At 68.4% G+C, this 25,728-nt stretch carries 30 protein-coding genes and 1 tRNA gene; 19 read left to right on the forward strand and 12 right to left on the reverse strand.

The features are described 5' to 3' along the window. Positions 1 to 2 precede the first annotated feature (2 nt). Positions 3 to 1,250, forward strand: coding sequence for a multidrug effflux MFS transporter (locus ASG69_RS18665; RefSeq protein WP_082544391.1), 1,248 nt, complete (start codon positions 3 to 5; stop codon positions 1,248 to 1,250). Here the strand turns inward: ASG69_RS18665 and ASG69_RS18670 are convergent. Further along, complete coding sequence (locus ASG69_RS18670; protein ID WP_027506591.1) at positions 1,234 to 2,610, reverse strand: HAMP domain-containing sensor histidine kinase; 1,377 nt, start codon at positions 2,608 to 2,610, stop codon at positions 1,234 to 1,236. The two genes, ASG69_RS18665 and ASG69_RS18670, sit on opposite strands and share 17 nt — an antisense overlap. After that, the gene (locus tag ASG69_RS18675; RefSeq protein WP_056443205.1) at positions 2,607 to 3,311 is read right to left on the reverse strand and encodes a response regulator transcription factor; all 705 of its coding nucleotides are present in this window, start codon (positions 3,309 to 3,311) and stop codon (positions 2,607 to 2,609) included. The genes ASG69_RS18670 and ASG69_RS18675 overlap by 4 nt, the downstream gene beginning before the upstream one ends. Positions 3,312 to 3,469: 158 nt before the next feature. On the opposite strand from ASG69_RS18675, the gene ASG69_RS22585 reads away from it, so the two are divergent. The 8 genes from ASG69_RS22585 (at position 3,470) to ASG69_RS18710 (ending at position 7,648) form a co-directional block, all read left to right on the forward strand. Then, positions 3,470 to 4,057, forward strand: coding sequence for a hypothetical protein (locus tag ASG69_RS22585; protein WP_156380583.1), 588 nt, complete (start codon positions 3,470 to 3,472; stop codon positions 4,055 to 4,057). Positions 4,058 to 4,597: 540 nt separating this feature from the next. Next, positions 4,598 to 5,068, forward strand: a complete 471-nt coding sequence (locus ASG69_RS18680; protein WP_056443208.1) for a MarR family winged helix-turn-helix transcriptional regulator — start codon at positions 4,598 to 4,600, stop codon at positions 5,066 to 5,068. Continuing rightward, the gene (locus ASG69_RS18685; RefSeq protein WP_027506594.1) at positions 5,065 to 5,442 is read left to right on the forward strand and encodes a DUF5313 family protein; all 378 of its coding nucleotides are present in this window, start codon (positions 5,065 to 5,067) and stop codon (positions 5,440 to 5,442) included. Before ASG69_RS18680 ends, ASG69_RS18685 begins: the two co-directional genes overlap by 4 nt. A gap of 45 nt (positions 5,443 to 5,487) precedes the next feature. Beyond that, complete coding sequence (locus ASG69_RS18690) at positions 5,488 to 5,841, forward strand: YidH family protein (RefSeq protein WP_231476430.1); 354 nt, start codon at positions 5,488 to 5,490, stop codon at positions 5,839 to 5,841. Continuing rightward, complete coding sequence (locus tag ASG69_RS22790; protein ID WP_056443211.1) at positions 5,838 to 6,137, forward strand: DUF202 domain-containing protein; 300 nt, start codon at positions 5,838 to 5,840, stop codon at positions 6,135 to 6,137. The genes ASG69_RS18690 and ASG69_RS22790 overlap by 4 nt, the downstream gene beginning before the upstream one ends. Before the next feature lie 67 nt (positions 6,138 to 6,204). Then, positions 6,205 to 6,894 carry a ZIP family metal transporter gene (locus ASG69_RS18700; protein ID WP_027506597.1) on the forward strand — a complete coding sequence of 230 codons (690 nt, stop codon included), beginning with the start codon at positions 6,205 to 6,207 and terminating at the stop codon, positions 6,892 to 6,894. A 108-nt stretch (positions 6,895 to 7,002) separates the two neighbouring features. After that, complete coding sequence (locus tag ASG69_RS18705) at positions 7,003 to 7,173, forward strand: CsbD family protein (RefSeq protein WP_027506598.1); 171 nt, start codon at positions 7,003 to 7,005, stop codon at positions 7,171 to 7,173. Between the two features lie 211 nt (positions 7,174 to 7,384). Beyond that, complete coding sequence (locus ASG69_RS18710; protein WP_056443214.1) at positions 7,385 to 7,648, forward strand: lipopolysaccharide assembly protein LapA domain-containing protein; 264 nt, start codon at positions 7,385 to 7,387, stop codon at positions 7,646 to 7,648. Positions 7,649 to 7,652: 4 nt separating this feature from the next. On the opposite strand, the gene ASG69_RS22285 is transcribed toward ASG69_RS18710, so the two are convergent. The 3 genes from ASG69_RS22285 to ASG69_RS18725 form a co-directional block, all read right to left on the reverse strand. Next, entirely contained in the window at positions 7,653 to 9,848 is a 2,196-nt protein-coding gene (locus ASG69_RS22285; protein ID WP_082544392.1) for a putative bifunctional diguanylate cyclase/phosphodiesterase, read from the reverse strand. 121 nt (positions 9,849 to 9,969) lie between these two features. Beyond that, positions 9,970 to 11,385 carry a fatty acid desaturase family protein gene (locus ASG69_RS18720; RefSeq protein ID WP_037186465.1) on the reverse strand — a complete coding sequence of 472 codons (1,416 nt, stop codon included), beginning with the start codon at positions 11,383 to 11,385 and terminating at the stop codon, positions 9,970 to 9,972. A gap of 38 nt (positions 11,386 to 11,423) precedes the next feature. Then, entirely contained in the window at positions 11,424 to 12,521 is a 1,098-nt protein-coding gene (locus ASG69_RS18725) for a ferredoxin reductase (RefSeq protein ID WP_082544393.1), read from the reverse strand. 178 nt (positions 12,522 to 12,699) lie between these two features. On the opposite strand from ASG69_RS18725, the gene corA reads away from it, so the two are divergent. After that, complete coding sequence (gene corA / locus ASG69_RS18730; protein WP_056443220.1) at positions 12,700 to 13,716, forward strand: magnesium/cobalt transporter CorA; 1,017 nt, start codon at positions 12,700 to 12,702, stop codon at positions 13,714 to 13,716. Positions 13,717 to 13,727: 11 nt separating this feature from the next. Here the strand turns inward: corA and ASG69_RS18735 are convergent, their stop codons facing one another. Beyond that, the gene (locus ASG69_RS18735) at positions 13,728 to 14,870 is read right to left on the reverse strand and encodes an NAD(P)/FAD-dependent oxidoreductase (protein ID WP_056443223.1); all 1,143 of its coding nucleotides are present in this window, start codon (positions 14,868 to 14,870) and stop codon (positions 13,728 to 13,730) included. A gap of 95 nt (positions 14,871 to 14,965) precedes the next feature. Here ASG69_RS18735 and ASG69_RS18740 point away from each other — a divergent pair, with 95 nt between their 5' ends. Further along, a complete protein-coding gene (locus tag ASG69_RS18740) occupies positions 14,966 to 15,475 on the forward strand; it encodes a hypothetical protein (RefSeq protein ID WP_051613553.1) in 510 nt (169 codons plus the stop codon). Positions 15,476 to 15,477: 2 nt separating this feature from the next. Here the strand turns inward: ASG69_RS18740 and ASG69_RS18745 are convergent, their stop codons facing one another. The 3 genes from ASG69_RS18745 to ASG69_RS18755 are packed head-to-tail and all read right to left on the reverse strand — an operon-like array spanning position 15,478 to position 17,872. Next, positions 15,478 to 15,906 (reverse strand): very short patch repair endonuclease, encoded by a 429-nt coding sequence (locus tag ASG69_RS18745; protein ID WP_027506605.1) that lies wholly within the window; start codon positions 15,904 to 15,906, stop codon positions 15,478 to 15,480. Then, positions 15,903 to 16,712, reverse strand: a complete 810-nt coding sequence (locus tag ASG69_RS18750) for a hypothetical protein (protein WP_056443224.1) — start codon at positions 16,710 to 16,712, stop codon at positions 15,903 to 15,905. The genes ASG69_RS18745 and ASG69_RS18750 overlap by 4 nt, the downstream gene beginning before the upstream one ends. Beyond that, positions 16,712 to 17,872 carry a DNA cytosine methyltransferase gene (locus tag ASG69_RS18755; protein ID WP_051613573.1) on the reverse strand — a complete coding sequence of 387 codons (1,161 nt, stop codon included), beginning with the start codon at positions 17,870 to 17,872 and terminating at the stop codon, positions 16,712 to 16,714. Before ASG69_RS18755 ends, ASG69_RS18750 begins: the two co-directional genes overlap by 1 nt. A 313-nt stretch (positions 17,873 to 18,185) precedes the next feature. Here ASG69_RS18755 and ASG69_RS18760 point away from each other — a divergent pair, with 313 nt between their 5' ends. Continuing rightward, a complete protein-coding gene (locus ASG69_RS18760) occupies positions 18,186 to 18,794 on the forward strand; it encodes a putative glycolipid-binding domain-containing protein (RefSeq protein WP_268788598.1) in 609 nt (202 codons plus the stop codon). Between the two features lie 11 nt (positions 18,795 to 18,805). Here the strand turns inward: ASG69_RS18760 and ASG69_RS18765 are convergent, their stop codons facing one another. Continuing rightward, positions 18,806 to 19,765 carry a prephenate dehydrogenase gene (locus ASG69_RS18765; RefSeq protein ID WP_056443225.1) on the reverse strand — a complete coding sequence of 320 codons (960 nt, stop codon included), beginning with the start codon at positions 19,763 to 19,765 and terminating at the stop codon, positions 18,806 to 18,808. 121 nt (positions 19,766 to 19,886) lie between these two features. Here ASG69_RS18765 and ASG69_RS18770 point away from each other — a divergent pair, with 121 nt between their 5' ends. The 6 genes from ASG69_RS18770 to ASG69_RS18795 all read left to right on the forward strand — a co-directional run bounded on the left by ASG69_RS18770 (position 19,887) and on the right by ASG69_RS18795 (position 23,230). Next, entirely contained in the window at positions 19,887 to 20,444 is a 558-nt protein-coding gene (locus tag ASG69_RS18770) for a tRNA adenosine deaminase-associated protein (RefSeq protein WP_027506608.1), read from the forward strand. 32 nt (positions 20,445 to 20,476) lie between these two features. Beyond that, positions 20,477 to 20,914 carry a nucleoside deaminase gene (locus ASG69_RS18775; protein WP_027506609.1) on the forward strand — a complete coding sequence of 146 codons (438 nt, stop codon included), beginning with the start codon at positions 20,477 to 20,479 and terminating at the stop codon, positions 20,912 to 20,914. 117 nt (positions 20,915 to 21,031) lie between these two features. Continuing rightward, positions 21,032 to 21,229, forward strand: a complete 198-nt coding sequence (locus ASG69_RS18780; protein WP_027506610.1) for a CsbD family protein — start codon at positions 21,032 to 21,034, stop codon at positions 21,227 to 21,229. Positions 21,230 to 21,298: 69 nt separating this feature from the next. Further along, positions 21,299 to 21,389 (forward strand) — tRNA-Ser (locus tag ASG69_RS18785). Positions 21,390 to 21,457: 68 nt separating this feature from the next. Further along, complete coding sequence (locus tag ASG69_RS18790; RefSeq protein WP_235579009.1) at positions 21,458 to 22,474, forward strand: aldo/keto reductase; 1,017 nt, start codon at positions 21,458 to 21,460, stop codon at positions 22,472 to 22,474. 72 nt (positions 22,475 to 22,546) lie between these two features. Continuing rightward, complete coding sequence (locus tag ASG69_RS18795; RefSeq protein WP_027506612.1) at positions 22,547 to 23,230, forward strand: YceI family protein; 684 nt, start codon at positions 22,547 to 22,549, stop codon at positions 23,228 to 23,230. On the opposite strand, the gene ASG69_RS18800 is transcribed toward ASG69_RS18795, so the two are convergent. Together ASG69_RS18800 and ASG69_RS18805 are read right to left on the reverse strand one after the other, a co-directional pair. Then, complete coding sequence (locus ASG69_RS18800) at positions 23,143 to 24,126, reverse strand: sterol desaturase family protein (protein ID WP_156380585.1); 984 nt, start codon at positions 24,124 to 24,126, stop codon at positions 23,143 to 23,145. The two genes, ASG69_RS18795 and ASG69_RS18800, sit on opposite strands and share 88 nt — an antisense overlap. A 35-nt stretch (positions 24,127 to 24,161) precedes the next feature. Beyond that, the gene (locus tag ASG69_RS18805; protein ID WP_056443228.1) at positions 24,162 to 25,223 is read right to left on the reverse strand and encodes a fatty acid desaturase family protein; all 1,062 of its coding nucleotides are present in this window, start codon (positions 25,221 to 25,223) and stop codon (positions 24,162 to 24,164) included. A 351-nt stretch (positions 25,224 to 25,574) separates the two neighbouring features. On the opposite strand from ASG69_RS18805, the gene ASG69_RS22595 reads away from it, so the two are divergent. Further along, positions 25,575 to 25,712, forward strand: coding sequence for a hypothetical protein (locus ASG69_RS22595; protein WP_155957101.1), 138 nt, complete (start codon positions 25,575 to 25,577; stop codon positions 25,710 to 25,712). Positions 25,713 to 25,728 lie beyond the last annotated feature (16 nt).

Consider the following 25,728-nt stretch of genomic DNA (forward strand, 5'->3'; position numbering starts at 1 on the left):
CGATGAGCGTCGACACTCGGTCCGGCGACACCGTCGACTCGACCGCCGCGCGGCCGGTGGCGTCCGGCGTGATCGCGATGCTGGCGCTCCTTGCCGCCGTCGCGCCCCTGTCCATCGACATGTATCTGCCGGCATTCCCCCGCATGGCCGAGGAGTTCGGTGTCAGCGCCACGGCGATCCAGCTGACCCTCACGACGTTTCTCGTCGGTCTCGCGATCGGCAACCTGGTGATCGGGCCGCTGTCCGACCGCTTCGGTCGACGCCCCTTGCTCCTCGTGGGCACTTTCGTGTCCATCATCGCGACCATCCTGTGCGCGTGGTCTCCGACCGTCGAGTGGCTCACCGTGTTCCGGTTCTTCCAGGGCTTCACCGGCGCCGCCGGCGTCGTTCTCTCCCGCGCCGTCATCAGTGACCGTGCACGCGGCGCGGCGGCCGCGAAACTGTTCAGCCTCCTCGTGCTGGTCAACGGAGTCGCTCCCGTCATCGCCCCGCTGCTCGGCGGTGCGGTCATCGGTCTGACAGGGTGGCGCGGCGTCTTCTGGGTGCTCGCCGGTGTGTCCGTCCTGATGTTCGTGGGTGTGCTCGCACTCCTGCCGGAGAGTCATCCCGCCGAGCTCCGCAGCACGGGCGGACTCTCCACTATGATCGCGGACGCACGGGAGGTGCTGTCCAACAAGCGATTCCTGGGCTATGCGGGCGCGTTCGCCTTCGGCTTCGGCGTCATGTTCGCCTACATCTCTGCATCGCCCTTCGTGCTGCAGGAGGTGCACGGGCTCTCGACCACGTGGTACTCCATCGCCTTCACGGCCAACGCACTCGGCATCGTCGTCACCAGTGGTGCCAACGCCAAGCTCGTCGACCGCGTCCGTCCGGAAGCGCTGTTGCGCATCGGTCTCGTCTCGATGGTCGCGTTCTCGGCACTGCTCGTCGTCGACGCGGTGGTCGGGCCCTACCTGTGGGCGACCCTGGTACTGCTGTGGTTCGCCGTCGCCAGCCTGGGTCTGGTGATCGCCAACGCGACGACTCTCGCACTGGGAGAGGCGCGCCGGGCCGCGGGCACGGGATCGGCCGTCATGGGCGCGGCCCAGTTCGGCCTCGCCGCGGTCATCTCGCCGCTGGTGGGACTCGGCGGCGAAGGCACCGCGGTGCCGATGGCCGTCACCATGCTCGTCAGCGCGATCATCGGCCTCGGCGGGGTGGTGCTCGGAACCCGTTCCCCCACAGAGCAGTCGGTCACCGAGGCACACTGAGGACGAAGGCGGTGCCGTCGTACACGACGTCGCCGCCGTGGGCCCGCGCGTAGGTTCGGGCGATGGTGAGGCCGAGTCCCGATCCCTCCGAGGTGCGAGCGCTGTCCAGCCGCACCATCCGGTCGAAGATCCGCTCACGATCCTGAGCGCCGATGCCCGGTCCTTCGTCGGACACCCGGATCGTCGCGGTGGTACCGGCGTCGCGCACGTCGACGGTGACGACGCCGTCCGGCGGTCCGTGGCGCAACGCGTTGTCGGTGAGGTTGGCCAGGATTCGAGCGAGTCGTGCGGCGTCGACCGGCGCAACCACGCTCTCGCCGGTCACCACGACGGTCGAGTCCGGTGCGAGCAGCCGCGCCCGGTCGGCGTCGGCACGGGCCAGAGCGAGAAGGTCGTGGTCATGCCGATCCAACTCCACGTCGTCGTCGGTGCGCGCCGACATCAGCAGATCGTCGATCAGCCGGGATGCGCGGCGTGATTCACGAATCATCGACGCCAGCAGTCGTTCCCGCACGTCGCGCTCGGTGTCGACGCCGCCCCGCAGCAGTGTCTCGGCGGCGGCGGAGATCCCGGCGACCGGCGTTCTCAGATCGTGAGCAGCATCGTCGACGAACTGCCGTGTGCGATCGGCGGTGGCACGCTCGCGCGCCTCGGCTCCTTCGAGCTCGTCGAGCATCTCGTCGAATGCCGTTGCGGTCTCACCCAGCTCGGTGTCCGACCGGGTGGGAGCGAGTCGATCACCGCGATTACCCCGGGTGATCGAGCGGGCCAGTGCCGTCATGCTGCGCAACGGTCGGAGCGATGCGCCGACGACCACCGCCATGAGCAGTGCCGCCACCGCCGACGCGACGAGCACCAACGGAATCAGCACCACGAGCAGCTGCCGCTGCACCGCGTCGATCGAGGACGTGTCGACGGCGACCGTGAGAACCGATCCGTCGGTCAGGGTCGTCGTCGAGACCCGCGTCGGCCTCGTCTCCTCCGGGCCCGGTGGGGGTCCCGGCGGGGGACCGTCTCCCGGCGTCGTCGGGGGGCGTAGTGCGGGCGGCGGTGTCGTCGCTCGGAGCGCGAGGTCGCCGACGATACGGCCGTCCGTCGTCACCAGTTGCGCCGCCACGTTCTCTCCCTGTGTGGCGGAGACGATCTCGGTGGGATCGGCACCGTTGTCCAGCAGTTGCTGCGCGGTGGCGGTGCGGCCGGCGAGGCTGTCTCCCGCCGAGGCCTCGAGCTGGCGTTGCAGCAACACCGTCGTCGCCACGACGATGCCGACGAGCAGGACGAGCACCACCGACATCACCGACACCAGCAATCGCAGGCGCAGAGATCCGGTGCGGAGACCGCGACGGGGTGGGGTCGTCATGCCGTCGGACTCACGGTGTCGGCGGCCAACACGTAGCCGATGCCGCGCCGGGTGTGGAGGATGCGGGGGCCGAACTCCTCGAGCTTGCGACGCAGCGCGCTGATGTGGACCTCGACGAGGTTCTCGTCGTATGCGTCGTACCCCCACACCTGCGTCAGGATCTGGGTCTTGGACACCGTTCGCCCGCGCTGAGCTGCGAGGTAGGACAACAGCTTCCACTCCGTGGCCGTCAGGTTGAGGGCGTTGCCGCCCCGACTGGCGTCGCCCGATTCGGTGTCCACCGACACGTCTCCGCACTCGATCGAGGTGGCGACCGCGCCGTGTCGTCGGAGCACCGCGGTGACGCGGGCGAGGAGCTCCGCCATCGCGAACGGTTTCACCAGATAGTCGTCTGCGCCGGCGGTGAGCCCGGTGACGCGGTCGGACACCGAGTCGCGCGCCGTGAGCATCAGCACCGCCGCGTCGCTGCTGCGGCGCGCGACCCGCAGGAGCTCGAGTCCGTCCCGGCCGGGAAGCATGATGTCCAGGACCACGAGGTGGGGTCGATGGTTCGCGAGCGCGGCCTCGAACGCGGAACCGTCCGCGTCGGACCGGACGTCGGCACCCAGGTCGGCGATCGCGGTGGACACGGACAGCCGCAACGTCTCGTTGTCCTCGATCACGAGGATTCTCGGGGTCGCTGCTGCTCGCCGTTCGGTCACGACACCACTATGCGGGTCCCGAGCTGAAGACTTGCTGAAGACGAGGCCCTGATCGCCGCGACTTCAGGCAGGCTTCAGGTCCACGATCGAGTGTCGACCTCACGAACGGCGCCGCCCGGTGCCGACGAGAGATGAGGACGACAATGTCGACAAGAGTCATGCGTGTCAGGACAGGCCGACTGATCGCCGGAGCAGTGCTCGCCGGTGGGCTGCTCCTCGGAGCGGTGGGAACCGCGTCCGCCGACGGCCCGGGCGAGGCGCCCCCGGTCTCCGAGAGCGCGGCGCCCGACGCCTCGGCGCCCGCACCCGACGCTGCGGCACCCGACGCCGGTGCGACGTGCGCGACGCCTCCGGCCCCGCCCGAGGGTGCACCGACTCCGCCCGAGGGTGCGCCAACCCCGCCCGAGGGTGCGCCAACCCCGCCCGAGGGTGCTCCGACCCCGCCCGAGGGTGCTCCGACCCCGCCTGCTGCGGGTGAGGATGCTCCGACTCCGCCCGAGGGTGCTCCCACTCCGCCTGCTGCGGGTGAGGATGCTCCGACTCCTCCCGAGGGCGCCCCGACCCCGCCTGAGGGCGCGCCGGCTCCGCCTGCGCCCGGTTGCGGTCCTGACAGTGGCCCGGCGGGCCCCGGCCATGGTGGTCCGGCCGGTCACGGGCCTGCAGGTAAGGGTCCGGGCGCAGCGCCGGGCGCTCCGGCGCCCGAGGGTGCTCCCGCACCGGCCGAGTGCGAGGCCCCCACACCCTGATCATCTCGCGTGGTGTCGGCACGCGTTGCCGGCACCACGCGCACAGGTTTCAGCGTCGTGCACCCCGTTCAACTGGCTGAAATGGGTGTTCACCTGCAGGAAGGGGTGCACATCCCCCGGTGCCCAACCCGTTCGCCCGAATCGTGGACTTCTGCCACCGCTCTGCGGGGGTGACCGTCCACGATCACCGCCGTCGTTCGACCCGCACGGGTTCCAGCGCCATGCGCCCCGTCCAACCGGCCGCAGTGGGTGTTCGCCTGCAGGAAGGTGTGCACATCGCAGGTGCCCGACCCATCCGCCCGAATCGTGGCCTCCCTCTCGGGGGCCGCGCGTCCGCTATCAGCGCCGCACCCGACCCGCACAGGCCCCAGCGCCGTGCACCCCGTTCAGTCGGCCGGAGTGGGTGTTCACCTGCAGTAAGGGGTGTGCATCGCCTACCGCATAGCCCACAGCGCCCACCCCCCGACCGACAGCACCCCGCCCAGCCAACCGTGAGCCATCGAACAGTACGCACTCTCACTATCAGCGTACGATGGAACCGTGACCACCACCGACCCCCTCGCGCTCGACCGTCAGGTGTGTTTCGCCCTGGCCGTCACCAACCGCGCGGTGCTCTCGGTCTACCGGCCGATTCTCGAACCGCTCGGACTGACGCACCCGCAGTACCTCGTCATGCTCGCCCTCTGGGAGCGGGCACCGATGTCGGCGGGGGAGATCGCGTCGGCTCTGCAACTCGAACCCGCCTCGCTGACGCCGCTGCTCAAGCGGCTCGACGCCGACGGTCTGCTGACCCGGCGCCGGAGCGACACCGACGAGCGCAGGCTGGTGATCGACCTGACCGACGAGGGGCGACAGTTGCGAGGTTCGGCGGAGTCCATACCGGGCGCCGTCATCGAATCTCTGGGTGTCGACGTGAGCGAGCTCGAACAACTTCACGCGGTGCTCACCCGGATCAACACCGCGGCCATCGCGGCCGGTGCACTGTCGACCGAGCGGAGGAGCACACGATGAGCAGGACTCGCCCGGGGCCGCTGCAGTGGATCGGTTATTCGTTCGGCCGCACGTTGCCCCTGTCCATGCAGGCCTGGGTGCGTGAGGACCTGATCGGTGATCGTGCGGTTGCGCGTCATCTGCTGCGCAGCATGGTGCCGTTTCTCCCCATCTTCGCGGCGTTCCTGCTGTTCCCCGGTGAGTTGTGGCTGCGCGGCGCGATGATCCTGCTGGCGGTACTGCTCGCGCTGTTCTACGCCGCCGCGTACATGGAACCCAACCGTCGCCGTCGTCTCAAAGCGCACGGGTTGTCGCCGGACCTGCAGAACCCGAAGAAGGTCGCGCGGGACGAGGCGGAACGCCGCGCCTACGAGCGCTGGCACCCCAACCGCTGACACCCGCTGTGGCCCTGCGGGCCGTCGCCGACGAGAGTGGGTGCCGTGCGACTGTGGCCGACCGGACTGCGCGACGGCAGTGACCCCGATCCGAGATTCACGCTCGCGAACGAGCGGACGTTCCTGGCGTGGATCAGGACGTCACTCGGCCTCGTGGCCACGGCCGCGGCACTCGAGGCGTTCGGTGGGGATCTGCTGCCTCCGTGGCTGAGAACCACCCTCGTGCTGGGGCTGCTCACTCTCGCGGCGGTTCTGGCCGTCGGGTCGTTCGTGCGCTGGATCCGTATCGAGACGGCCATGCGCCGGCGGGCGTCACTGCCTCTCCCCGCTGCGGCGGCGCTGCTCGCGGGGGGTCTGGTGATCGCCGTGGTGGCGTTCGCGGTGGGGCTGTACCTGTGACGGAGGCACCGGGCCTGCAGGCCGAGCGCACCACGCTCGCCCGCGTCCGGACGGCACTGACGATCGCGGTCACGGCTCTGATCGTGGCTCGTGCGGTGCGGGATCATCCACCGCTGGTGGCACTCGCAGGGCTGTGTGCCGTGCTCCCCGTGACGACCGTCGCCTTCTCGACGAGGACCCATTCCCGACTCGTCGACGGCATGGACCGGGACGTGCTTCCCGGTGCCGCAGGCCGGCTCGTCGTCCTGCCCGTCGTCGTCGTCCTGCTGGCAGTGGTCACCGCGCTGGGTCTGTGAGAGCAGGTCGTCGGATGACTCGACGACGCGGACGGGGGTACTCCCCGCCGGTGACGAGACGATCGAGATGCTGACCGCCGCCCTGTACGGCATCGGCACGGCGCTTCCCCTGGTGATCGGTGCGGCGATCGGGCTGCGGTGGACACTGCCGAAACGGGTGTTGGCCGGTCTCATGGCCTTCGGTGCCGGGACGATGATCGCCGCCGTGTCGTCGGAACTGTTCGAGCCGGCGTTCCGTCAGGCCGGCATCCTCGTCGCGGGCGCGGCGCTGTTCCTGGGCGCGGGTGTGTACGTCGTGGCCAGCCATCTGATCGAGAACAAGCTCGGGCCCGCAGCGATCGGGTGGGCACTGATGCTCGGCACGATCCTCGACGGAGTCCCGGAGAACACCGCGCTGGGTGTCTCCCTGACGTCCGGTGGCGGGCTGGTGCTGCTGGTGGCGGTCGCGGTGGGCAACGTTCCGGAGGCTGTCGGTGGTGCATCGTTGATGCGGGACCGACACGACTTCTCCGCGGCTCGGGCGATGACCCTGTGGACGGCCACGGCGGTCGTGCTCGTGGTGGTCACCGTACTGGGCCACCAGTTGTCCGACGCCGTCCCGGAGGTCGGCATCTCGACGGTCCAGGCGTTCGCGGGCGGTGCCACTCTCGCCGTGCTCGCGGACTCCCTGATGCCCGAGGCCTACAAGGACGGCGGCTGGTGGGTGGGCATGTCCACCGCGCTCGGCTTTCTCGTGGCGTTCGCACTCGGCGGGTAGCTGTGACCGGGATCACTCTGCATGGACGTGCGCTTTCCGCGCCGGGCCTCGACTCACCTTTCAGAACGCGATGGTCACCCGCCGTCGCTCCGAACGAAAGGTTTCATCATGGGAATCGTCGACAAGGCAAAGAACGCAGCAGAAGACGCCATCGGCAAGGCCAAGGAAGTTGTCGGTGACGCCACCAACAACAAGGACCTCGAGGCCGAGGGCAAGAAGGACCAGGGTTCGGCCGGCGTGAAGAAGGTCGGCGAGAACGTCAAGGACACCTTCAAGTAAGACTGCACCACTCCACACCCGGGCGGCGCCGGACCCTCAGCGGGTCCATCGCCGCCCGTGGTGTGTCCGGACACTGTCGGGTTCGACGCACACCTCGCTCGAACCGACCGAACGGACATGTTTCTTCCGCGGGTCCGCGGACCATCACTCCTTCGAGCATCCGCTCACTCGATCGCCGGCCAGGACCGGCGACATCGCGAAAGGCACCACCATGACCGACACCACCACCCACGCACACACCGGACGTCGCCGTGCCGGAGGCTTCGTCTCGAAGCTGTCTCTCCTGATCGCGCTGCTCCTCACGATCGCACTGGTGATCTTCATCCTGCAGAACACCGTGCACACGACCATCAACTTCATCGGGTGGAACTTCGATCTGGCACAGGGTGTCGCACTCCTCGGTGCCGCCGTCGTCGGTGCCGTCATCGCCTGGACCATCTCGGGCGCGGTCCGGGTCCGACGCGCCGTCAAGTAGCGCGTCACCGCGGCGATCGGACACCCTCTCGTAGGAGTTGTTCGATCGCCGCAGCGGGCATCGGGCGCGCCAGATGGAAGCCCTGTGCGAGGCGACCGCCGCATGCGCGATACGCCTCGGCCTGCTCGGCGGTCTCGATGCCTTCACCCACCACGTCCACTCCGAATGCAGTGCCCAACAACACGATCGCGGCCACGATGGCGTGTGGTCTCGCACCGGGTAGCGCGTTGACGTACGACCCGTCGATTTTGAGACAGTCGAAGATCGGATAACGGTCCAGATACGCGATGCTGCTGTGGCCGGTTCCCAGATCGTCGAGTGCGAACGACACCCCCATCGCGTGCAGCGCCTCGAGAGTGGTGGCCACGCGGGCGTTCTCCTTCACCCACACGGTCTCGGTGATCTCCAACCCGAGACGCGTCGCCGGCAGGCCGGTCGCGTCGAGAGTGCGTCGGACCGACTGCACGAAGTCCGGATCGTTGAGCTGGTGGGCGCTCACGTTCACGCGTACCGAGACGTCCTCGGGCCAGCGCACCGCATCCGTGCACGCGGTCTGCAGTGCCCACAGGCCGAGGTGTCCGACCACGCCGGTGCGCTCCGCCACCGCGACGAACTCACGAGGCGAGACGCTGCCGAGTGTCGGATGATCCCAGCGAGCCAAGGCCTCGGCGGCGACGACGGCGCCCGTCACGAGGTCGACGATCGGCTGGTAGACGAGCCGCAGTTCGCCGTCCACGAGAGATCGTCGGAGGTCTGCGGCGAGTCGGAACACGCGATCGGCCTCGTAGCGATCGCGCACGTCGTACACGTCCGTGGTCCCGGGAGCCGTGCCCTTGGCGCGGTACATGGCCAGATCCGCGCGGCGCACCATCTCCTGCGCGGAGGGCACATCGTCACCGGCCACGGCGATTCCGATGCTCGCACTGAACGGGATGGGCTGATCGCTCTGCGGATCGACGGTGGCCAGCGCTGTCGAGATGCGCACCGCCCGGCTCCGCGCGTCGGCCTCGTCCACCACGTGGTCGCACACGACGAGAAATTCGTCGCCGCCCAGCCTCGCCACCGTGTCGCCGACCGCCACCGTGCGCTCGAGCTTGCGCGCCAAGGTGATCAGCGCCGCGTCTCCACTCACGTGTCCGAGGCTGTCGTTGACGGTCTTGAAGTCGTCCAGGTCGGCCAGCAGGACCGCGACGGTGGTCTCGCTGTCCGCGGCGCGAGCCACGGCCTCGTCGATACGTCGGTACGCGAGCGCTCGATTGGCCAGACCGGTGAGCGGATCGTGGAGTGATCGGTACCGCAGTTCGTTCTCGAGCTCGATACGCCGGATCGCCGCGACCAGGATGTCCGTGGCCGTCCGCAGGAACGTCACGTCCCGATCCGTGTACTCCCGCGGAGCCGCGCTGTGCACGGCCAGCACCCCGGGCCGAGGCGTGGAGTCGAACGGGACGCAGACGGTGCTGAGCAGTCCGCGCGAGCGCATCGTCGTGGTGTCGAATCGCGACTCGGTCCGCGCGTCGGAACAGATGACCACCGTGCCGGAGGAGAGGGCGAGGCCCGCAGCCGAGCCGGTACCGGTTCCGAACACCTCGGGCCGCTCGCTCACCCCGCTGTAGGCGACGACGCGCAACGCGGTGCGGGTGTCGTCGAGGCGTGCGATCGACGCGCACTCCGTACCCATCAACGACGAGGCGGCGCTGGTCGTCGCGTCCAGAATCGTCGTCAGATCACCGTCGACCGCGAGCCGCCCCAACAGGCCGACAGCACTCTGCTCGCGAGCCCGGTGGGCGGCCGATTCCAGGACGTCGGTGAGGGCGCTCTCGTGACTGGTCCGCAGCCGTCGATCACGCATGATCGACGCGATCACCGGCTCGTCGCGCTCACCCGCGGGAACCAGGAACGTCGAGATGGAGACCGGTACGGGTTCTCCGGTGTCGAGCCGCCGGAGTTCGCCGACACCCTGCCAGTGGCCGGTGGTGTGCAGCGATCGTTCCACGTCGGGCGCGGCGAGCAGACCGACGTCGGAGAAGAAGTTCGCCGTGGTCAGGCGGAGCACGGCGTCGAGTGACGGTGCGCCGACGAGCGCGAGGCCCGCCGGGTTCAGGTGGAGGATGCGGCCGTCCCGTGCGGACAGGGACACCAGCTCGGGCCCGTTCTCGAACACACCCGTCAGAAGGGCGGGGTCCAGGCCGTCGAGCGCCACGAACGACCTCCGAAATGGGAAACGACCGGCGTCTCCGGCCCGATTCACTCGGGTATCCAGAGAACGCCGGTCGAAACCACTCGTTCGTCAGATCAGTGCTGCCGTCACCGGCAGCGCGTCGTCACTCCCCGCGCGGAGGAAGCTTCGCCTCGACGCCGCCACCGTTGTGCTCGGGGCCCGAGTCGGGGTGACCCGCCGGCACGCGGTTGCGGAAACGAGCCGCCTCGCTGGGCTTCGACGAGGAACCGCCGACGCGCTCGCCGCGGTACGGTCCGGGCTTCGGGGCCATCTTGCCGCCGGGGAAGGCGAGCCGAATGATGGTGCGCTGCACCGATCCCCACTGCTTCATCAAGGGGCCCGAGTTGTACGGAAGCTGGTAGCGCTCGCAGATGTCCTTGATCTTCGGCGCGACTTCCTTGTACCGGGTGCTGGGCATGTCCGGGTACAGGTGGTGCTCGACCTGGTAGCTGAGGTTGCCACTCATCAGGTGGAACAGCGACGAGCCCTCGATGTTGGCCGCTCCGACGAGCTGGCGGACGTACCAGCCGCCGCGGGTCTCGTTCTCGGTCTCTTCCTTGCTGAACGTGTACGCCTGGTCCGGGAAGTGACCGCAGAAGATGATTCCGTGCGACCACAGGTTGCGGATGATGTTGGCGACGAAGTCCGCCGTCACCGTGGCGACGAAGGTGCGTTCGATGCCGGCACCGTGCTTGTCCAGAACCTTGGCCACGGAGTTGGTCGCCTTCGACGAGCTCAGCGAGCGCAACCGCGCACCCAGCTTCGACTTGCCGGCGCCCGAGACGCGTCCACCCGACACGACCTGTACCGCGCCGTAGGCGAGAGCGCTGACCGCGGGCCAGCCGATGTAGTCCTTGACGATCTGACGGCGCGCCTTGGTCCCGATGCCGCGCAGATCGGTGAGCAGGTCCTTCATGGGCTTCTCGCCCTTGCGGATGGCCTCGATGTCGAGGTCGTGGAGCGCGACGCCCCACTCGAAGAAGGCCATCAGCAGCAGGTTGTAGAACGGCTGCGCGAGGTACACGGGCGACCACGGCTGGTTCGGGTCGATCCGCATGATCTCGTAGCCGAGATCCTTGTCCTTGCCGCGGATGTTGGTGTACGTGTGGTGCACGTAGTTGTGCGAGTGCTTCCAGGCCTCGGCGGTGGACGCGGTGTCCCAGTCCCACACCGACGAGTGGATGTCCGGATCGTTCATCCAGTCCCACTGGCCGTGCATGACGTTGTGGCCGATCTCCATGTTCTCGAGGATCTTGGCCACACCCAGGCAGGCCGTTCCGGCCACCCAGGCGGTGCGGCTCTTGGAGCCGAAGAGGATCACGCGCCCCGCGACAGCGAGCTGGCGCTGCGCCGCGATGACCGTGGTGATGTAGTTGCGATCGCGCTCACCGAGGTCGGCGTAGACCTCGTCGTGAATGGCGTCGAATTCCTTGGCAAGCTGTTCGATGGTCTCTTCGCTGAGATGTGCGAGCGGACTCTCGATGGACACTTCGGTCTTTTTCCCGGTGTCGATGCTCATGACGAACCCTCCCTGTTACTGCATGTCAATCGGTCTCGTCAGAGATCGATTTCGATATCTCCCTCGGCGGTGTTCACGCAGATGCGTACCGCCTGCCCCGTAGGCTCGGAGACTTCCCCATTACGTAGATCTCTCAAACGTCCCTTTTTCAGGGTTCCGGTGCAGGTGTGGCAGATGCCGATCCTGCAACCGAACTTGAGATCCAGCCCCGCTTCCTCCCCGGCCGCGAGAATGGGTGTGCCTCCGTCGCATTCGACGTCGGTGTCGCTACGGATGAAGCGGACAGTGCCGCCCTCTCCTTCTTCGTCACCGCCACCGATGACGGGTTGGAAACTTTCGTAGTGGAATTTCTCCGGGTCACCCTCGGATTTCCAGTAGTCGCGCAGATCGTCCAACAGGTCGCCGGGACCGGAGCAGAATGCCTCGCGCTCACGCCAGTCGGGGCACAACTCGTCCAGATCGGTGGCTTTCATCCGACCTCGCTCCTCGGTCACCCGAAGGTCGAGACGCAGCGACGAGTGCTTGCGATCGAGGCGCTCGAGGGTCTCGGAGAACATCGTCTGGTCGCGACTGTGCACGGAGTGGATGACCACGACGTCGTGCATGGCGTCGAGGTGGTCGAGTTCGCGCAACATGCTCATGATCGGCGTGATGCCACTGCCCGCGCTGATGTAGAGCAGTTTGGCGGGCACGGGATCGGGGAGGGTGAAGACTCCCTCGATCTCGCTCAGTCGCACGATGTCGCCCGGCTTGATCCCTTGCACCAGGAACGGGGACACCGTGCCCTCGGGGACCAGCTTGGGGCTGACGGAGATCAGGCCGTGGTCGCCGTGCGGGTCGGAGGTGATCGAGTAGGCGCGCCAGTGATAGCGGCCGTCGATGACCACGCCCAGTCGGAGGTACTGGCCGGGCTGGTGCCCACCCCAGTCGTACCCGGGCCTGATGAACACCGACACCGCGTCGGTGCCTTCCCTCTCGACCCGGTCGACCTTCCCGCGGAGCTCCTGGGTGGTCCACAACGGATTGATCATCTCGAAGTAGTCGTCCGGCCTCAGCGGGTTCGACAGATGTTTGAATGCCTTGAGCATGGTTCGGCGGAGTACCGAAACCTGGGGTCGTGCGCCGCGTTCTGCCACAGGTCACACGCTATCGCCACGGCGCGGATCCGCGTCCGTAAACGGACGATTGTGGACAGAAACGAGTCCGTTTCGCTTCCGTCGTCGCGGTGGACGAAGATTCGTGTCCGAGGTTTCGATGCAAGCGTCCTGGTAGCCGCCCGACGGGCGGCGGACGTGCGACGACGAGGGGTGAACTGTGCCGATCGTGGACAACGCCGTGTACGTGCACGGGGCGCGTACCGACGAGCCGGAGAGTCTGGATCGCACGTACGAGCTCCTGCGGGCGTGCGGCGGCATGGCGTGGATCGGGCTGTATCGTCCCGACAAGACCGAGATCGACTCGGTGGCAACCGAATTCGGGCTGCACCGATTGGCGGTCGAGGATGCCGTCCAAGCGCACCAGCGGCCCAAGCTCGAACGCTACGGCGATCAGTTGTTCGTCGTCCTGCACCCCGCGCGCTACATCGACGAGACCGAGAAGGTGGAGTTCGGCGAGCTCCACGTGTTCTGCGGTCCCGATTTCGTCGTCACCATCCGCCATGCCGAGTCACCCGACCTGGGCGTGGTCCGTAAACGGCTCGAAGGTGCGCCGAAGCTGCTCGAACTGGGAACCGAGGCCGTGCTGTACGCGATCCTCGACCAGGTGGTCGACGAGTACGAACCGGTCGTCGCCGGTCTGGAGAACGACATCGACGAGATCGACGACCAGCTGTTCACCGGCGATCCCGACGTCTCCCGTCGCATCTACGAGCTCTCCCGCGAGGTGATCGAGTTCCAGCGCGCGACCCACCCGCTGGTGTCGATGATCGAGGCCCTCGGCCGCGGATCGGAGAAGTACAACGTGGACATCGAGCTGCGGCGCAACCTGCGCGACGTGCTCGACCACGCGATCCGCATCACCGAGCGCGTCGACTCGTTCCGCGCCAATCTGCAGAACGCCCTGTCGGTGCACACCACCCTGGTGGGACAGCGGCAGAACGACGAGATGCGTGCGATGACCCAGGTGAGTCTGGAACAGAACGAGCAGGTCAAGCGGATCTCGTCCTGGGGCGCCATCCTCTTCGCGCCGACTCTCATCGCCGGCATCTACGGCATGAACTTCGAGCACATGCCGGAGCTGAGCTGGACGTTCGGCTATCCGGCGGCTGTCAGCGCGATGCTGGCCGCGTCGTGCGTGCTGTACATCGTGTTCCGGAGACAGAAGTGGCTCTAGCCCCGTGCGGCTCAGCGCAGCCGGCCCGGCGCCAGGTCCTCCGCGGTGACGCCCCGGTCGGTCACATCGGCCGGTAGCGGCTCGCCGCGGACCAGCGCCGCACCGACGCGCGCCAGTGCCGCGCACGTCTGGATGCCGTACCCACCCTGACCCGCGCACCAGAAGAAGCCCTCCACGCTCGGGTCGAACCCCACCACCGGTGTGCGATCGGCGACGAAGGAGCGCAGACCGGCCCACGACGACCGGACACGGCGGCTCGTCACCACGGTCGCTTCCGTGATCTCGTCCAGGGCGCGGGCGATCTCGAGATCGTCGGGCTTAGCGTCACCGGGCGGGCACGGTGTCTCGTCGGCAGGGGAACAGAGCAGACGGACACCCTCCGGCTTGATGTAGAACGATTCGTCCATGTCGCTGATCAGCGGGTGGTGGGTGTCGGCGATCTCGGGCGGCGCGTCCATCACGGCGATGGTGCGTCGTCGCGGCTGCAGGCCGATCCTCGGTACGCCTGCGAGGTCGGCCAGGTCGTCCGCCCAGGCACCCGCCGCGTTCACCACCACCGTGGCGACGAGAGTGTCGCCGGTCGAGAGATCGACCCGCCACTGCTCGCCGACGCGGTCGATCGCGACGACCCGCGCCCCGGTACGAACGGTGCATCCGCGTCGGCGTGCTCCGCGCAGGAAGCCCTGGTGCAGCGCGTCGACGTCCATGTCGAGTGCGCCCGGTTCGACGACGGCCGCCTCGACTGCCGCAGGCCGCAGGAGGGGCGCCCGGTCCACCGCCTCGGCGGTCTCGAGCAGGCGGGCATCGGGAGACAGCGTCCGCAGAGTCGTGAACATCTCCGCGAGAGCGTCGCCCCGGCCCGGACGTGCGAACTGCACGAAGGGGCGTGGAGTCATGACCGTTCCGCGCACCATGTCCGGGGGGTCCACGAGGAAGGCTCTGCTCGCCGTCGTCAGGCCACGGATGACGTGGTTGCCGTAGGTCTCGAGGAACATGGCGGCCGACCGTCCGGTCGAGTGCATCGCCAGGGTCGACTCCCCTTCGAGGAGACACACGGTCCGATCGGACGAGAGTTCCCAGGCGAGCGAGGCACCCGCGATTCCGCCGCCGATCACCAGTACGTCGAGGGCTCGAGAGGCGGCATCGGTGGTCATGGCGGTCGAGGGTAGGCGGCCCGTGTGGAAATCGGGCGCCAGGGGTACCCCGTCCCGCGCGCAACCGTGCGCGCACTCGAACATCGGGAGCCGTCATGAACACAGCTGTCTGGATCGTCATCGCGGTCGTGGTGGTGTTGCTGCTCGTCGCCGTCGGCGTCGCACTGTCGAAGAAGGCGAAGCAGAAGCGCGTCGAGCAGGCCGGTGAGATCCGGGAGCGGGCCGCCGAGCGCAGCGCGGAGGTGGAGCGGTCGGAGGCGCTGGCGCAGAAGTCGGAGGCCGACGCCCGTCGTGCGCAGGCCGAGGCGGACGCCGCGGCAGCGGAGGCCCGCATCGCGCAGCAGCGCGCGCAGGAGCACCAGGGCACTGCCGCCACCGGGCGTGACGAACTGGACCGTGAGTGGGAGCGGGCGAACAAGCTGGACCCGACCGTCCACGACGACGGCACCCCGCGTCGACAGGACGCGAACGCGGCACAGCAGAACCAGAATCCCGCAGACCGGAACGTCACGGACCGGAACGTCACGGACCGCACCACCGGTCTCGGACACGCCGATGCGCCTGTCGTCGGCCCGCACGACACTCCGGGACGCCACGAGCGCTGACGTCAGTCGCCGGGGCGCACTGCCTCGGTGACCCGCTCCGCTGCCACGGCTGGATCCTCGTGCTCCCAGATGCGCACGACGGTCCAGCCGGCCTCGTCCAGTCGACGATCCGTGTCGCGGTCCCGAGCGACGTTGGCAGCCAACTTGTCCGCCCACCACTGGGCGTTGTTGCGCGGGTGGGTGGCGTGCTCCGGGCAGCTGTGCCAGAAGCATCCGTCGACGTACACCGCGACTCGGCGACGCGGGAACACCACGTCGGCCCGTCGTCGCATGCCCTTCAGTGGGGCCTTGTCGACGAAGTACCGCAGTCCCGCTCGGTGCAGTTCCTTCCGCAGGGCCACCTCGGGCTTGGTGTCACGCCGCTTCTGTTTCTTGAACCGGGCACTGGTCGCGGCGTCCGTCGGCGGCGTCGCCCGAGCGTCGGGCGTCATTCGTCGTCGTCGATCTCGGACCAGCTGGGGGCGAACCTGTTGCGCCGCTCCACTTCCGAGTGCACCACCTCGACGAACTCCTCGAACGAGAGTGTGGTGCGGTCCGACGGACGGCCGTTGCGCGGCGGCGCGTCGTCGACGTCGAAGAAGCGCACCTCACCCCGGTACGGACCGTCCGGCTCGTAGAGACCGATGAACACCTTCTCGAACAGGTCGTAGCGCGTGTCCTCGGCCCCGAGGTCGACCCACGCTCGGCCCGGCATGCCGACGACGGGGCGCTTGCCGCGGCCCGACCGCTTGGACAGCGTCGTGACGTGGTGCGCGAACGAACTCTTGCCGATGTCGCTGCTCTTCGCGGGATCGCCGTCCTCGCACGTCGACCAGGGCTCGAACATCACGGCGACGAGCACGCTGTACGGCTGGCGCTGGTGCAGCACCATCGCCTCACCCCGCAGTTCGTGGTCGTTGCGCACGATGTTCTTGGTCCAGCGGCCGAGCCGACCGGACGTGGGGCTGTAGTCCTGGAAGCTGTAGGTCTTCACGGACACGCAGAGGATGAGGCCGAGCGTCGGATCGAGTGCCTTGACGTCGAGCCGCTTGCGTCCCTTCGCGACGTCCACCTGCGCTTCCTGGCCCAGGCCGTGCGCGTCGGGCGTGATGGACGGATACCGAGGCCTCAACGCATCGGCGACCACCTGCGCGAGGTTGTTGGACAGGCGCTGCGCGTAGTTCTTCTTCTCCCCGCGGTCGGCATCGGGCGCGGGACGGTCGCCGGCGAAGTCGAGTGCGAACGTCAACGGGAACATCAGGCCACGCGAACGGGTTCGGGGACGACGGGATCATCGGTCATCCGGTGCAGGTGCGACTCGACCGTGTCGAGGAAGCCGGGGGCGAAGCGCAGCCGACCCGAGCGTGCGCGCTTGAGGAACCCGGCAGTGGCCCTGGCGGACAACAACTTCGACTCCTCCAGGAATCCGCTCAGATCCTCGTAGGGGTGCTGGACCGGCCAGGTGCTCGCGGGTACCCCGAACGCGCGACGGTCACGGCCCCACGCGGCCGACGGCCAGCTCTGGCCGGGTACGAGCTCGGTGTCGGACCCCTCGTCGTATGGAGTGCGGGTGGCCAGCTGCTCACCGACCCACGTCGCCATGCGCACGCTCACGGCGTTGCCGACGAGCTTCCACCGGTGCCCGGCCCGGACACCCGGGGACTCGACGGCGGGGGCCGTCCACCCGGCGTCGAAACCCTGCAGCCGTTCGGCGTCCGAGATGCCCGGGGTGACCAGCTCGCCGGACGGGAGCCGGACGGCCGGGGGACTGGCGATGCCGAGAGTCGATCCGCCCTTGAGCGTGGGCACCGCGTTGATCGCCCAGCCCAGGCCACGCACCCCCTCGGTCCAGTAGAAGCCGCACGGGAGGACGTCGGCGTCGCCGGCCTCGGGGATGCCCGCGTCGGGTCCGAAGAGCACCTCACGCGGGTCGTCCGTACGTGAGGCGAGCATGACGACGCGCTGACGCCGCTGGGGCAGGCCGAACGAGCGAGCGTCGACGACGCGATACGCCCACATGTAACCGAGATCCTCGAGCGCATGCGTGATGTGCCGCATCGCCGCGCCGCGGCCGAGCTGCAACATGAAGGGCACGTTCTCGATCAGCAGCCACCGGGGACCACGTTTGCGGGCGACGAGTCGGAAGACCTCGTCGACCAGACCCGATCGCGCGCCCGTGATGCCCGCCGTGCGACCGGCCTGTGAGAGGTCCTGGCACGGGAAACCGGCTGCGACCAGCTCTGTTCCGGCGGGGAGCGCCCGCAGCGTCGCGACGTCGGTGTGCAGCGGCACGTCGGGGAAGCGCGAGCGCAGCACCGCCCCCGCGCCGGCGTCGATCTCGCAGAGCTGAGTGGTGGACCATCCGCTGCGCGCCAGGCCCAGCTCCAGACCGCCGATGCCGGCGAACAGGCCGACCATGGCACCCTGGCTGGACACGCGTACCCCCGCTCACCGTCGTGTGCGACGGCGGCTCCGGCCACCGACGTCGATCTCGAGTGAGGCTACTCGAGAACACCGACACGGCGTCCGACCGAGAGGGCGACACCGCTGTGAGCAGCGCCCGCAGACGGGGGCGTGGTGCGCCGACTCACGCCCACCGTCGATGAAAACCCTGCTCGTGACCGTTTCATCTCGCGAGAACGGGGCACTCGGTCGCTAACGGGGACGGGGATTCACAGGCAATTCGCCCGGCTCCGGTACTTGTCGTGCTCGTGTGATCTACCGTGAACGCGTGACCACACCCATCGCCGATTCCCTGTCGTCCGCCGACGTGACGGGCTCGTCGTGGCCGGCCATCCTGACGTGGCGCGCGCACAGCGCCCCGCGTATGGAGTCGGTGCGCGTCCAGCTCAACGGCAAGCGGATCAAGGCCGCCGGCCGGATCATCGGCGGCGAGTGCGACGAACACCCGGCGTTCTCCGCGTCGTACGACCTGGTCACGGACGAATCGGGAGTGACCAAGCGGTTGTCCGTGCGCGCGGCCGTCGCGTCGGGGGAGAAGCAGGTCTCCATCAGTCGCGACTCCGAGGGCTATTGGCTCGTCGACGACGGGTCACCGACCCGCAGCTCGTTCGGCGGTGCACTCGACGTCGAACTGGTGTGGAGCCCCTTCTTCAACACGCTCGCCATCCGTCGTCTCGGCCTGCAGACGAACCCGGCCGATCATCAGGTGCCCGTCGTGTACGTCGGTCTGCCGGTCCTCACCGCCCGCGCGGAGACACTGTCCTACAGCCGCGGGCCGCACGAGTTCGCGGTGGTCTCGCCCGTCGGGACGTCGGCCGTGAGCGTCGACTCGGACGGGTTCGTCGCCGACTACCGGGGACTCGCCGAGCGCATCTGACGGGCCGACCGTCACGCCCGCCGGGGCAGCCGCTGCACCACACCGCCGCGGCGACCGGCGTCGACGAGGTCGCCCTGCCAGGCCGGCGAGCCGACGACGACGTCGGTGATCTCCCACCACTGCAACTGCTCGTCGTAGCGCGACCGCGCCGCATGGCCTGCGGACACCAGTGTCTCGGTCGACGCGTCGGCGACGAGAGCGTCCCTGGCGCTGTGCAATGCGGCGAGCGCCTCGTCGAGCGCGTCGACCAGGGCGGGCGCGTTGGCATCACACATCGCGCTGACCAGTGCCGGAGCTGTTCCTGCCACACGGGTGCCGTCGCGGAACGAGCCGGCTGCCAGCCGCAACGTGAGCTCCCCGCCCTGCGCGCCCACCGCGGCGAGTGCTTCCGCCAGCAGATGCGGGAGATGGGACACGCGGGCGACGGCGCGATCGTGGTCGTCGGCTCGGGCCGGGACGACGACGGATCCGGAGGACAGTGCGAGATCGGCGACCGCGAGCCAGGCGTCGGGGTCGGTGTCGTCGTCCACGGTGACGACCCAGACCGCGTTGCGGAAGAGATCGACGTCGGCCGCGAGCCACCCCGAGGCGGATGTGCCGGCCATGGGATGTCCGCCGACGAACCGAGCGCCGAGTCCGGCACGCGCGACCGCGGCCGCCATCTCCGCCTTCACACTGACGACGTCGGTGAGCACGCAGTGCGGCGCGTGCGCGGCCACCGATTCCAGGACGGTGTCGACTGCCGGCATGGGTACCGCGACGACGACGAGAGCGTCCTCCTCGGCGGCGCGCTGGAGGGCGGAGGCGATGTCCGCCGTGACGTCGTACCCGTCGGCGCGAGCGGCGTCCACGGCACCGGTCGATCGGTTCCAACCCCATGCCGGGCGACCCGAGTCGACCACGGCGCGCAGTAACGAGCCCCCGATGAGGCCGAGGCCCAGGACGCAGACGGGACGGTCGGGTGTGTTCACCGGAGGAAGATTTCCACATCGGCACCGTCCGCCGGGTGCACGACACCGAAATCTCCCGCTGTTTCCCCTGAACAGGGAGGTCTGCACGCCGGGGCGACGGTGTGGGACTACGGTTGCGCGCATGGCTGCACAGCGCGGAGGCAGTACCTCGTCCCAGGGTCGAGGTGACAACCGCTCCGACGACTACGACGATCTCGAGGGGTTCGCCATCGCGGTCGTCCGCGAGGAGGGCACGTGGACGTGCCGGCCGTTGTCCGCGGACGCCCTGACGAGTCTCAGTGCCGCCGAGACCGAACTTCGTGAACTCCGCAGTGCCGGTGCGGTGTTCGGGCTCCTCGATGTCGACGACGAGTTCTTCGTCGTGCTGCGTCCGGCGCCGTCGGGCACGCGGGTCCTGCTGTCGGACGCCACCGCGGCGATCGACTACGACATCGCGGCCGACGTCCTGGACCGACTGAACGTCGATGTGCCCGATCTGGATCCGGACGAGCTCGACGACGTCGAGCCCTGGGACGAGGGCGATCTGGATCTGCTGAGCGACATGGGTCTTCCCGAGCCGGTCCTCGGCGTCATCCTGGCCGAGTCCGACCTCTATCCCGACGAGCAGCTCGGCATGATCGCCGCGCGACTGGGATTCGCCGCGGAGTTCGCCGCGGTGCTCGACAAGCTGCCCCGCTGACCGTGGTGCCTTTCCACCTGCGTGACGTCTGGATGCGTCGCGCCCTGGAGGTCGCCCGCACCACGCCGGCGGGCGACGTTCCCGTGGGTGCCGTCGTCGTGAACGCCGACGGTGACGAGATCGCGTCCGCGGTCAACGAACGCGAACGCCGCGGGGACCCGACCGCCCACGCGGAGGTGCTCGCGCTCCGCGCCGCCGCCGAGCGGCACGGGGACGGCTGGCGACTCACCGGCTGCACTCTCGTCGTCACGCTCGAACCCTGCACGATGTGTGCGGGCGCGGCGGTGCTCTCGCGAGTCGACGGACTGCTGTTCGGGGCCTGGGAACCGAAGACGGGCGCCGTCGGCTCGCTGTGGGACGTGGTGCGGGATCGACGTCTGACGCATCGACCGGAGGTGGTCGGCGGAGTCCTCGAGAGCGACGCGGCCGGTCTGGTTCGGGACTTCTTTCGAACCGCGAACGACGTTTGACGCGATCCGTCGACGGGGTATTACTGCCCGGTAGGACACCAGACGCAGCGTTGCGTCGCCCGCCTCGCCGAAACGGAGGGGTGGATGTCATGTTCTTCCGCTTCGAAGGAGCACCACATGGGACTCGACGACAAGATCGGCAACAAGGCAGAAGACCTCAAGGGCAAGGGCAAGGAAGCCGCGGGCGACGCCACCGGCGACCAGGACCTGAAGGCCGAGGGCCAGGGCGATCAGACCTCCGCCGCCGTCAAGGACGGCGTGGAGAAGGTCAAGGACGCCGCGTCCAACATCAAGGACAAGCTCACCGGCCACTGAGCTACCCCGAGCGTGACTCCTGACGTCGCGATTTCGGATCCGCGCCACCCATCCGGTAACGTATCCGCCGGTGGCGTGTCCGAGCGGCCTAAGGAGCACGCCTCGAAAGCGTGTGACGGGTAACCCCCGTCCGAGGGTTCAAATCCCTCCGCCACCGCCATGAGCCCCCCACCTGCCTCGGCAGCTGGGGGGCCTTTGTCGTTCACCAACTTCGGGTACACCGACGAGATGAGAAACATGAACGCGATGGAGAACCGCACCCTGGGACGCACCGGCCGGCAGGTGTCGTGCGTCGGACTCGGCACCTGGCAGTTGGGAGCCGACTGGGGCGACGTGTCCGAGGAGGACGCCGTGGCGGTGCTCGACGCCGCCGTGGACAGCGGCATCACCTTCTTCGACACGGCCGATGTGTACGGCGACGGGCGCAGTGAGCGGGTGATCGGCGGATTCCTGGCCGATCGCGGCCTGCGGGACACCGTCACCGTGGCGACCAAGATGGGTCGACGCGTCGACCAGGTGCCGGAGAACTACACGCTCGCGAACTTCCGCACGTGGGTGGACCGGTCGCGCGGCAACCTCGGTGTCGACACCCTGGAACTGGTGCAGCTGCACTGCCCGCCCTCTGCCGTGTACGGCGACGACCAGGTGTTCGATGCCCTCGACACCCTCGTCGAGGAGCAGGCGATCGCGCACTACGGCGTCAGCGTGGAGACGGTCGCGGAGGCGCTCGAGGCGATCCGCCGACCGAACGTGGCCACCGTGCAGATCATCGTCAACGCCTTCCGGCTCAAGCCCGTCGACGAGGTGCTGTCCGTCGCCGCCGATGCCGGAGTCGGCATCATCGCGCGGGTGCCGCTTGCCTCGGGCCTGCTCTCGGGGAAGTACGACGAGTCGACGACGTTCCCCGAGAACGATCACCGCAACTTCAACCGCAACGGTGAGGCCTTCGACGTCGGCGAGACGTTCTCGGGCGTTCCGTTCGACACGGGCCTTGCGGCGGCTCGTGACTTCTCCGCCCTGGTCGCGGACGCGGCTCCGGAGGGTACGACGCCCGCCGCCGCCGCCATCGCCTGGTTGTGGCAGCACCCGCAGATCTCGACGGTCATCCCGGGAGCCCGCAACGTGGACCAGGCTCGTGCCAATGCCGAGGCGGGGCGCGTCGCGCTTCTCGGCGCCGAGTTCGATGCCGGCGTGCAGAGCATCTACGACCGCTACCTCCGGGACGTCGTTCACTCGACGTGGTGACGGACGCTTTCACAGGGGATTCCCAGGCCACAGCGGTGGCCGCACGTTGAAGCGACAACTAAAGTTCGTCCCATGAAGAAGAAATGGTGGATCACCGGAGCCGTGGTCGTCGTCCTGGCGATCGTGGCGCTCGTCGTCGGACCGCGCATCTACTCGTCGATCGAGAGCAGCGATCCGGCGGCGTCGGTTTCCACCTCCGGTGCCGAGGCGGCGACGGGCGATCTGGACGGTGAGTGGACCGTCACGCCCGGTGACGCAGCGAACCCGACGTCGGCCGGGTACACCGTCGCCGAGGTGCTCAACGGCACCGACGTCACAGTCGTCGGCACCACGCCGGACGTCTCGGGAAGCGCCACGATCGCGAACCAGGAGCTCACCGCCGGTGAGATCGTGGTGCGCACCGAGACCATCACCACCGACAGCGATCGGCGCGACAACCAGTTCCGCGGCAACATCTTCGATGTCGCGAACAACCCCACCGCCACGTTCACGGTGACGTCGCCGGTGGACCTGTCCACCGTGCCCACCGACGGCACCACGGCGACCGTCACCCTCGACGGCACGCTGACCCTCAAGGGCCAGACGCGCGACGTGAGCGTCGAGACGCAGGTGCTCCGGTCGGGCGAGACCATCGTCGCCTCGGGCAACATTCCCGCGACGTGGACCGACTACGGCATCGAGCCGCCGTCGCTGGGCTTCGTGACCGTGGATCCGACCGGGTCCGTCGATTTCCTGGTGACGCTCGGGAAGGCCTGACCCTCGGGCGTCCAGCCGGGTGGTCCGAAGACGTAGCCGAGTTTTTGACGCAGAGTCGCCGCCGTCCGCACGTCCCGTGCGATGGCGGCGTACTCGTGTGTCTGGAGCTTCAGGATGTCGAACGTCTGCACCGGAGTCGTCAGCCCGTAGTGCGGTCGGAACGTCTCGTCGGCGTAGGTCCCGAACAGGCGGTCCCACACGATGAGGATGCCGGCGTAGTTCTTGTCCAGGTACTCTTTGTCGCGGCCGTGATGCACGCGGTGGTGCGACGGCGTGTTGAAGACGAACTCGAACCAGCGCGGCATCCGGTCGATGCGCTCGGTGTGCACCCAGAACTGGTAGACCAGGTTGATCGCGAACCCGGTGAACACCATCCAGGGCGGGACGCCGAGCAGGGGCAGCGGCAACCACATCAGGATCTCGCCGCTGTTGTTCCACTTCTGCCGTAGTGCGGTGCTGAAATTGAAGTACTCGCTCGAGTGGTGCGCCTGATGCGTGGCCCACACGATGCGCGTGCGGTGCGCGATGCGGTGATACCAGTAGAAGAGGACGTCGACGCCGAGCAGCAGGATCACCCACGTGTACCACTGGTCCGAGGGCAGCTGCCACGGTGCGACATACGCGAAGATCAGCGAATAGCCCAGCAGCGCCAGGGTTTTCCATGCGGTGGTGGTGGCGATGGACACCAGCCCCATCGCGATGCTGGCCCGGGCGTCGGCGCGGAGGTAGCTTCCACGGGCCGGTCGGCCGGGTTCGTCCTCGGTCTCGTCGCCGTGGCTCTCGAGGACGATCGCTGCGGTCCACTCGAGCGCGAGCAGAACGAGGAATGCCGGCACCGCGAGGGCGACCGGGTCGCGGAGCGCGGTCGGCAGACTGTTCCAGAGATCGGCGATCACCCGCCGCAGTCTACGTGACCGCGGTCACACCGAGTTCAGGCGCGGTACTCGCGTACCAGCGGGCAGTCGAAGGGGTTGCGCTTCGACAGTCCCACCTGGTTGAGGTAGCGGACGACGATGCCGTAGGACTTCACGAGCGACGTCTCGGTGTAGGTCACCCCGTGCTTGGCGCAGTGCTCGCGCACCATGGGCCGCACCTTCTTGAGGTTCGGCCGCGGCATGCTGGGGAACAGGTGATGCTCGATCTGATAGTTGAGGCCGCCCATCATGAAGTCGGTGACGGGGCCGCCGTCGACGTTGCGCGACATGAGGACCTGGCGGCGGAGGAAGTCGATCTTCGCATTGGCCGGAACCAGCGGCATCCCCTTGTGGTTGGGCGCGAACGAGCCGCCCAGCAGAACGCCGAAGACGGCGAAGTGCACGAGGATGAAGCCGACCGCGAGCCCCGCCGGCATCGCGAGGAACGGCAGTGCGAACCCGATGGTGAGCCTCAGCGCGATGAGCGACAGCTCCAGCTTGCGGTGCTTGATCTCCTTGGAGTCGATCAGCGTGCGCACGCTGGCGACGTGGAGTGCGGCGCCTTCGAGGGTGAGCAGCGGGAAGAAGAGCCAGCCCTGGCGGCGGGTGAACGCGCCGTAGAAGCCGGTGCGCTGCGCGACGTACTCGGGGACGAAGGCGATGGGCCCGTTCCCGATGTCGGGATCCTTGCCGATCTGGTTCGGCGCGTTGTGGTGCTTGCTGTGCTTGCCCTGCCACCAGTGCAGCGAGAGTCCTGCGAAGGTGCCGGACAGGATGCGGGCCGTCCACTCGTTCCACTTCGCCGAGTCGAACATCTGGCGGTGGGCGCCGTCGTGACCGAGGAAGCCGAACTGCGTGCTCACGACGGCGAGGGCGACGGCGAGCGCGAGCTGCCACCACGAGTCGCCCAGGAGGAACGCACCGACCCAGACGGCGACGAAGGCCGCCACGGTGCCGATGATGCGGGACCAGTAGAAACCGCGGCGGCGGGACATCAGCCCCGAGGCGCGCACGGCGACGGACAGCTCGGTGTACGAACTGACGAATCGATCTCTGGGGCGTTCGGCGGTGACGGACACTGGTGCCTCTGTTCTGTGGACGGTCTGGCCACGGTGGCTGTCGGTCGTTCTGGCAGTCGATGCAGTGGTGAGAACCGCGGAGAGGGCGGGAAGTGCTCAGGTCACGCCTCTGTCACAAGTGTGACACAGGCAGGGCACGGCGTCGACAGTCCGAGAGTGTCGGTCGTCTTCTCTCAGTGCATCCACAGACGACGGTCGACGTGGCCGGGCGTGGTCGTACCGCGCCAGGTCGGCGCCGTGGCGTAGTGTTCGGATCACGAGCACGCCGCGGTTCTCACCGGCGCCTCGTTCTCCCCCTCGTGACGGACGACTCGTTCTCCTCACCACCGAACTACTGATGAAGGGGTTTCCATGGAACCCGAACTGATCTTTCTCGCACCCGTCACCGCCGACGCGGAGCCCGTCGAGGCTCCCGCGACGTCCGCTGCCAGGGACGTCGTCAACGCGGCGCCGCCCGTCTACACCCAGCTGTTCTCCGAGAAGAACTGACTCCTCTCGATCGCCT

Source organism: Rhodococcus sp. Leaf225 (assembly GCF_001426145.1).
Taxonomy (GTDB): Bacteria; Actinomycetota; Actinomycetes; order Mycobacteriales; family Mycobacteriaceae; genus Rhodococcoides.

What these genes read in the sequence shown, in the direction of transcription:
- ASG69_RS18665 (WP_082544391.1), top strand. Translation starts at nt 3, where the DNA reads ATGAGCGTCGACACTCGGTCCGGCGACACCGTCGACTCGACCGCCGCG.
- ASG69_RS18670 (WP_027506591.1), bottom strand. Translation starts at nt 2,610, where the DNA reads ATGACGACCCCACCCCGTCGCGGTCTCCGCACCGGATCTCTGCGCCTG.
- ASG69_RS22585 (WP_156380583.1), top strand. Translation starts at nt 3,470, where the DNA reads ATGCGTGTCAGGACAGGCCGACTGATCGCCGGAGCAGTGCTCGCCGGT.
- ASG69_RS18685 (WP_027506594.1), top strand. Translation starts at nt 5,065, where the DNA reads ATGAGCAGGACTCGCCCGGGGCCGCTGCAGTGGATCGGTTATTCGTTC.
- ASG69_RS18700 (WP_027506597.1), top strand. Translation starts at nt 6,205, where the DNA reads ATGCTGACCGCCGCCCTGTACGGCATCGGCACGGCGCTTCCCCTGGTG.
- ASG69_RS18705 (WP_027506598.1), top strand. Translation starts at nt 7,003, where the DNA reads ATGGGAATCGTCGACAAGGCAAAGAACGCAGCAGAAGACGCCATCGGC.
- ASG69_RS18710 (WP_056443214.1), top strand. Translation starts at nt 7,385, where the DNA reads ATGACCGACACCACCACCCACGCACACACCGGACGTCGCCGTGCCGGA.
- ASG69_RS18720 (WP_037186465.1), bottom strand. Translation starts at nt 11,385, where the DNA reads ATGAGCATCGACACCGGGAAAAAGACCGAAGTGTCCATCGAGAGTCCG.
- ASG69_RS18735 (WP_056443223.1), bottom strand. Translation starts at nt 14,870, where the DNA reads ATGACCACCGATGCCGCCTCTCGAGCCCTCGACGTACTGGTGATCGGC.
- ASG69_RS18740 (WP_051613553.1), top strand. Translation starts at nt 14,966, where the DNA reads ATGAACACAGCTGTCTGGATCGTCATCGCGGTCGTGGTGGTGTTGCTG.
- ASG69_RS18745 (WP_027506605.1), bottom strand. Translation starts at nt 15,906, where the DNA reads ATGACGCCCGACGCTCGGGCGACGCCGCCGACGGACGCCGCGACCAGT.
- ASG69_RS18750 (WP_056443224.1), bottom strand. Translation starts at nt 16,712, where the DNA reads ATGTTCCCGTTGACGTTCGCACTCGACTTCGCCGGCGACCGTCCCGCG.
- ASG69_RS18755 (WP_051613573.1), bottom strand. Translation starts at nt 17,872, where the DNA reads ATGGTCGGCCTGTTCGCCGGCATCGGCGGTCTGGAGCTGGGCCTGGCG.
- ASG69_RS18770 (WP_027506608.1), top strand. Translation starts at nt 19,887, where the DNA reads ATGGCTGCACAGCGCGGAGGCAGTACCTCGTCCCAGGGTCGAGGTGAC.
- ASG69_RS18775 (WP_027506609.1), top strand. Translation starts at nt 20,477, where the DNA reads ATGCGTCGCGCCCTGGAGGTCGCCCGCACCACGCCGGCGGGCGACGTT.
- ASG69_RS18780 (WP_027506610.1), top strand. Translation starts at nt 21,032, where the DNA reads ATGGGACTCGACGACAAGATCGGCAACAAGGCAGAAGACCTCAAGGGC.
- ASG69_RS18790 (WP_235579009.1), top strand. Translation starts at nt 21,458, where the DNA reads ATGAGAAACATGAACGCGATGGAGAACCGCACCCTGGGACGCACCGGC.
- ASG69_RS18795 (WP_027506612.1), top strand. Translation starts at nt 22,547, where the DNA reads ATGAAGAAGAAATGGTGGATCACCGGAGCCGTGGTCGTCGTCCTGGCG.
- ASG69_RS22595 (WP_155957101.1), top strand. Translation starts at nt 25,575, where the DNA reads ATGGAACCCGAACTGATCTTTCTCGCACCCGTCACCGCCGACGCGGAG.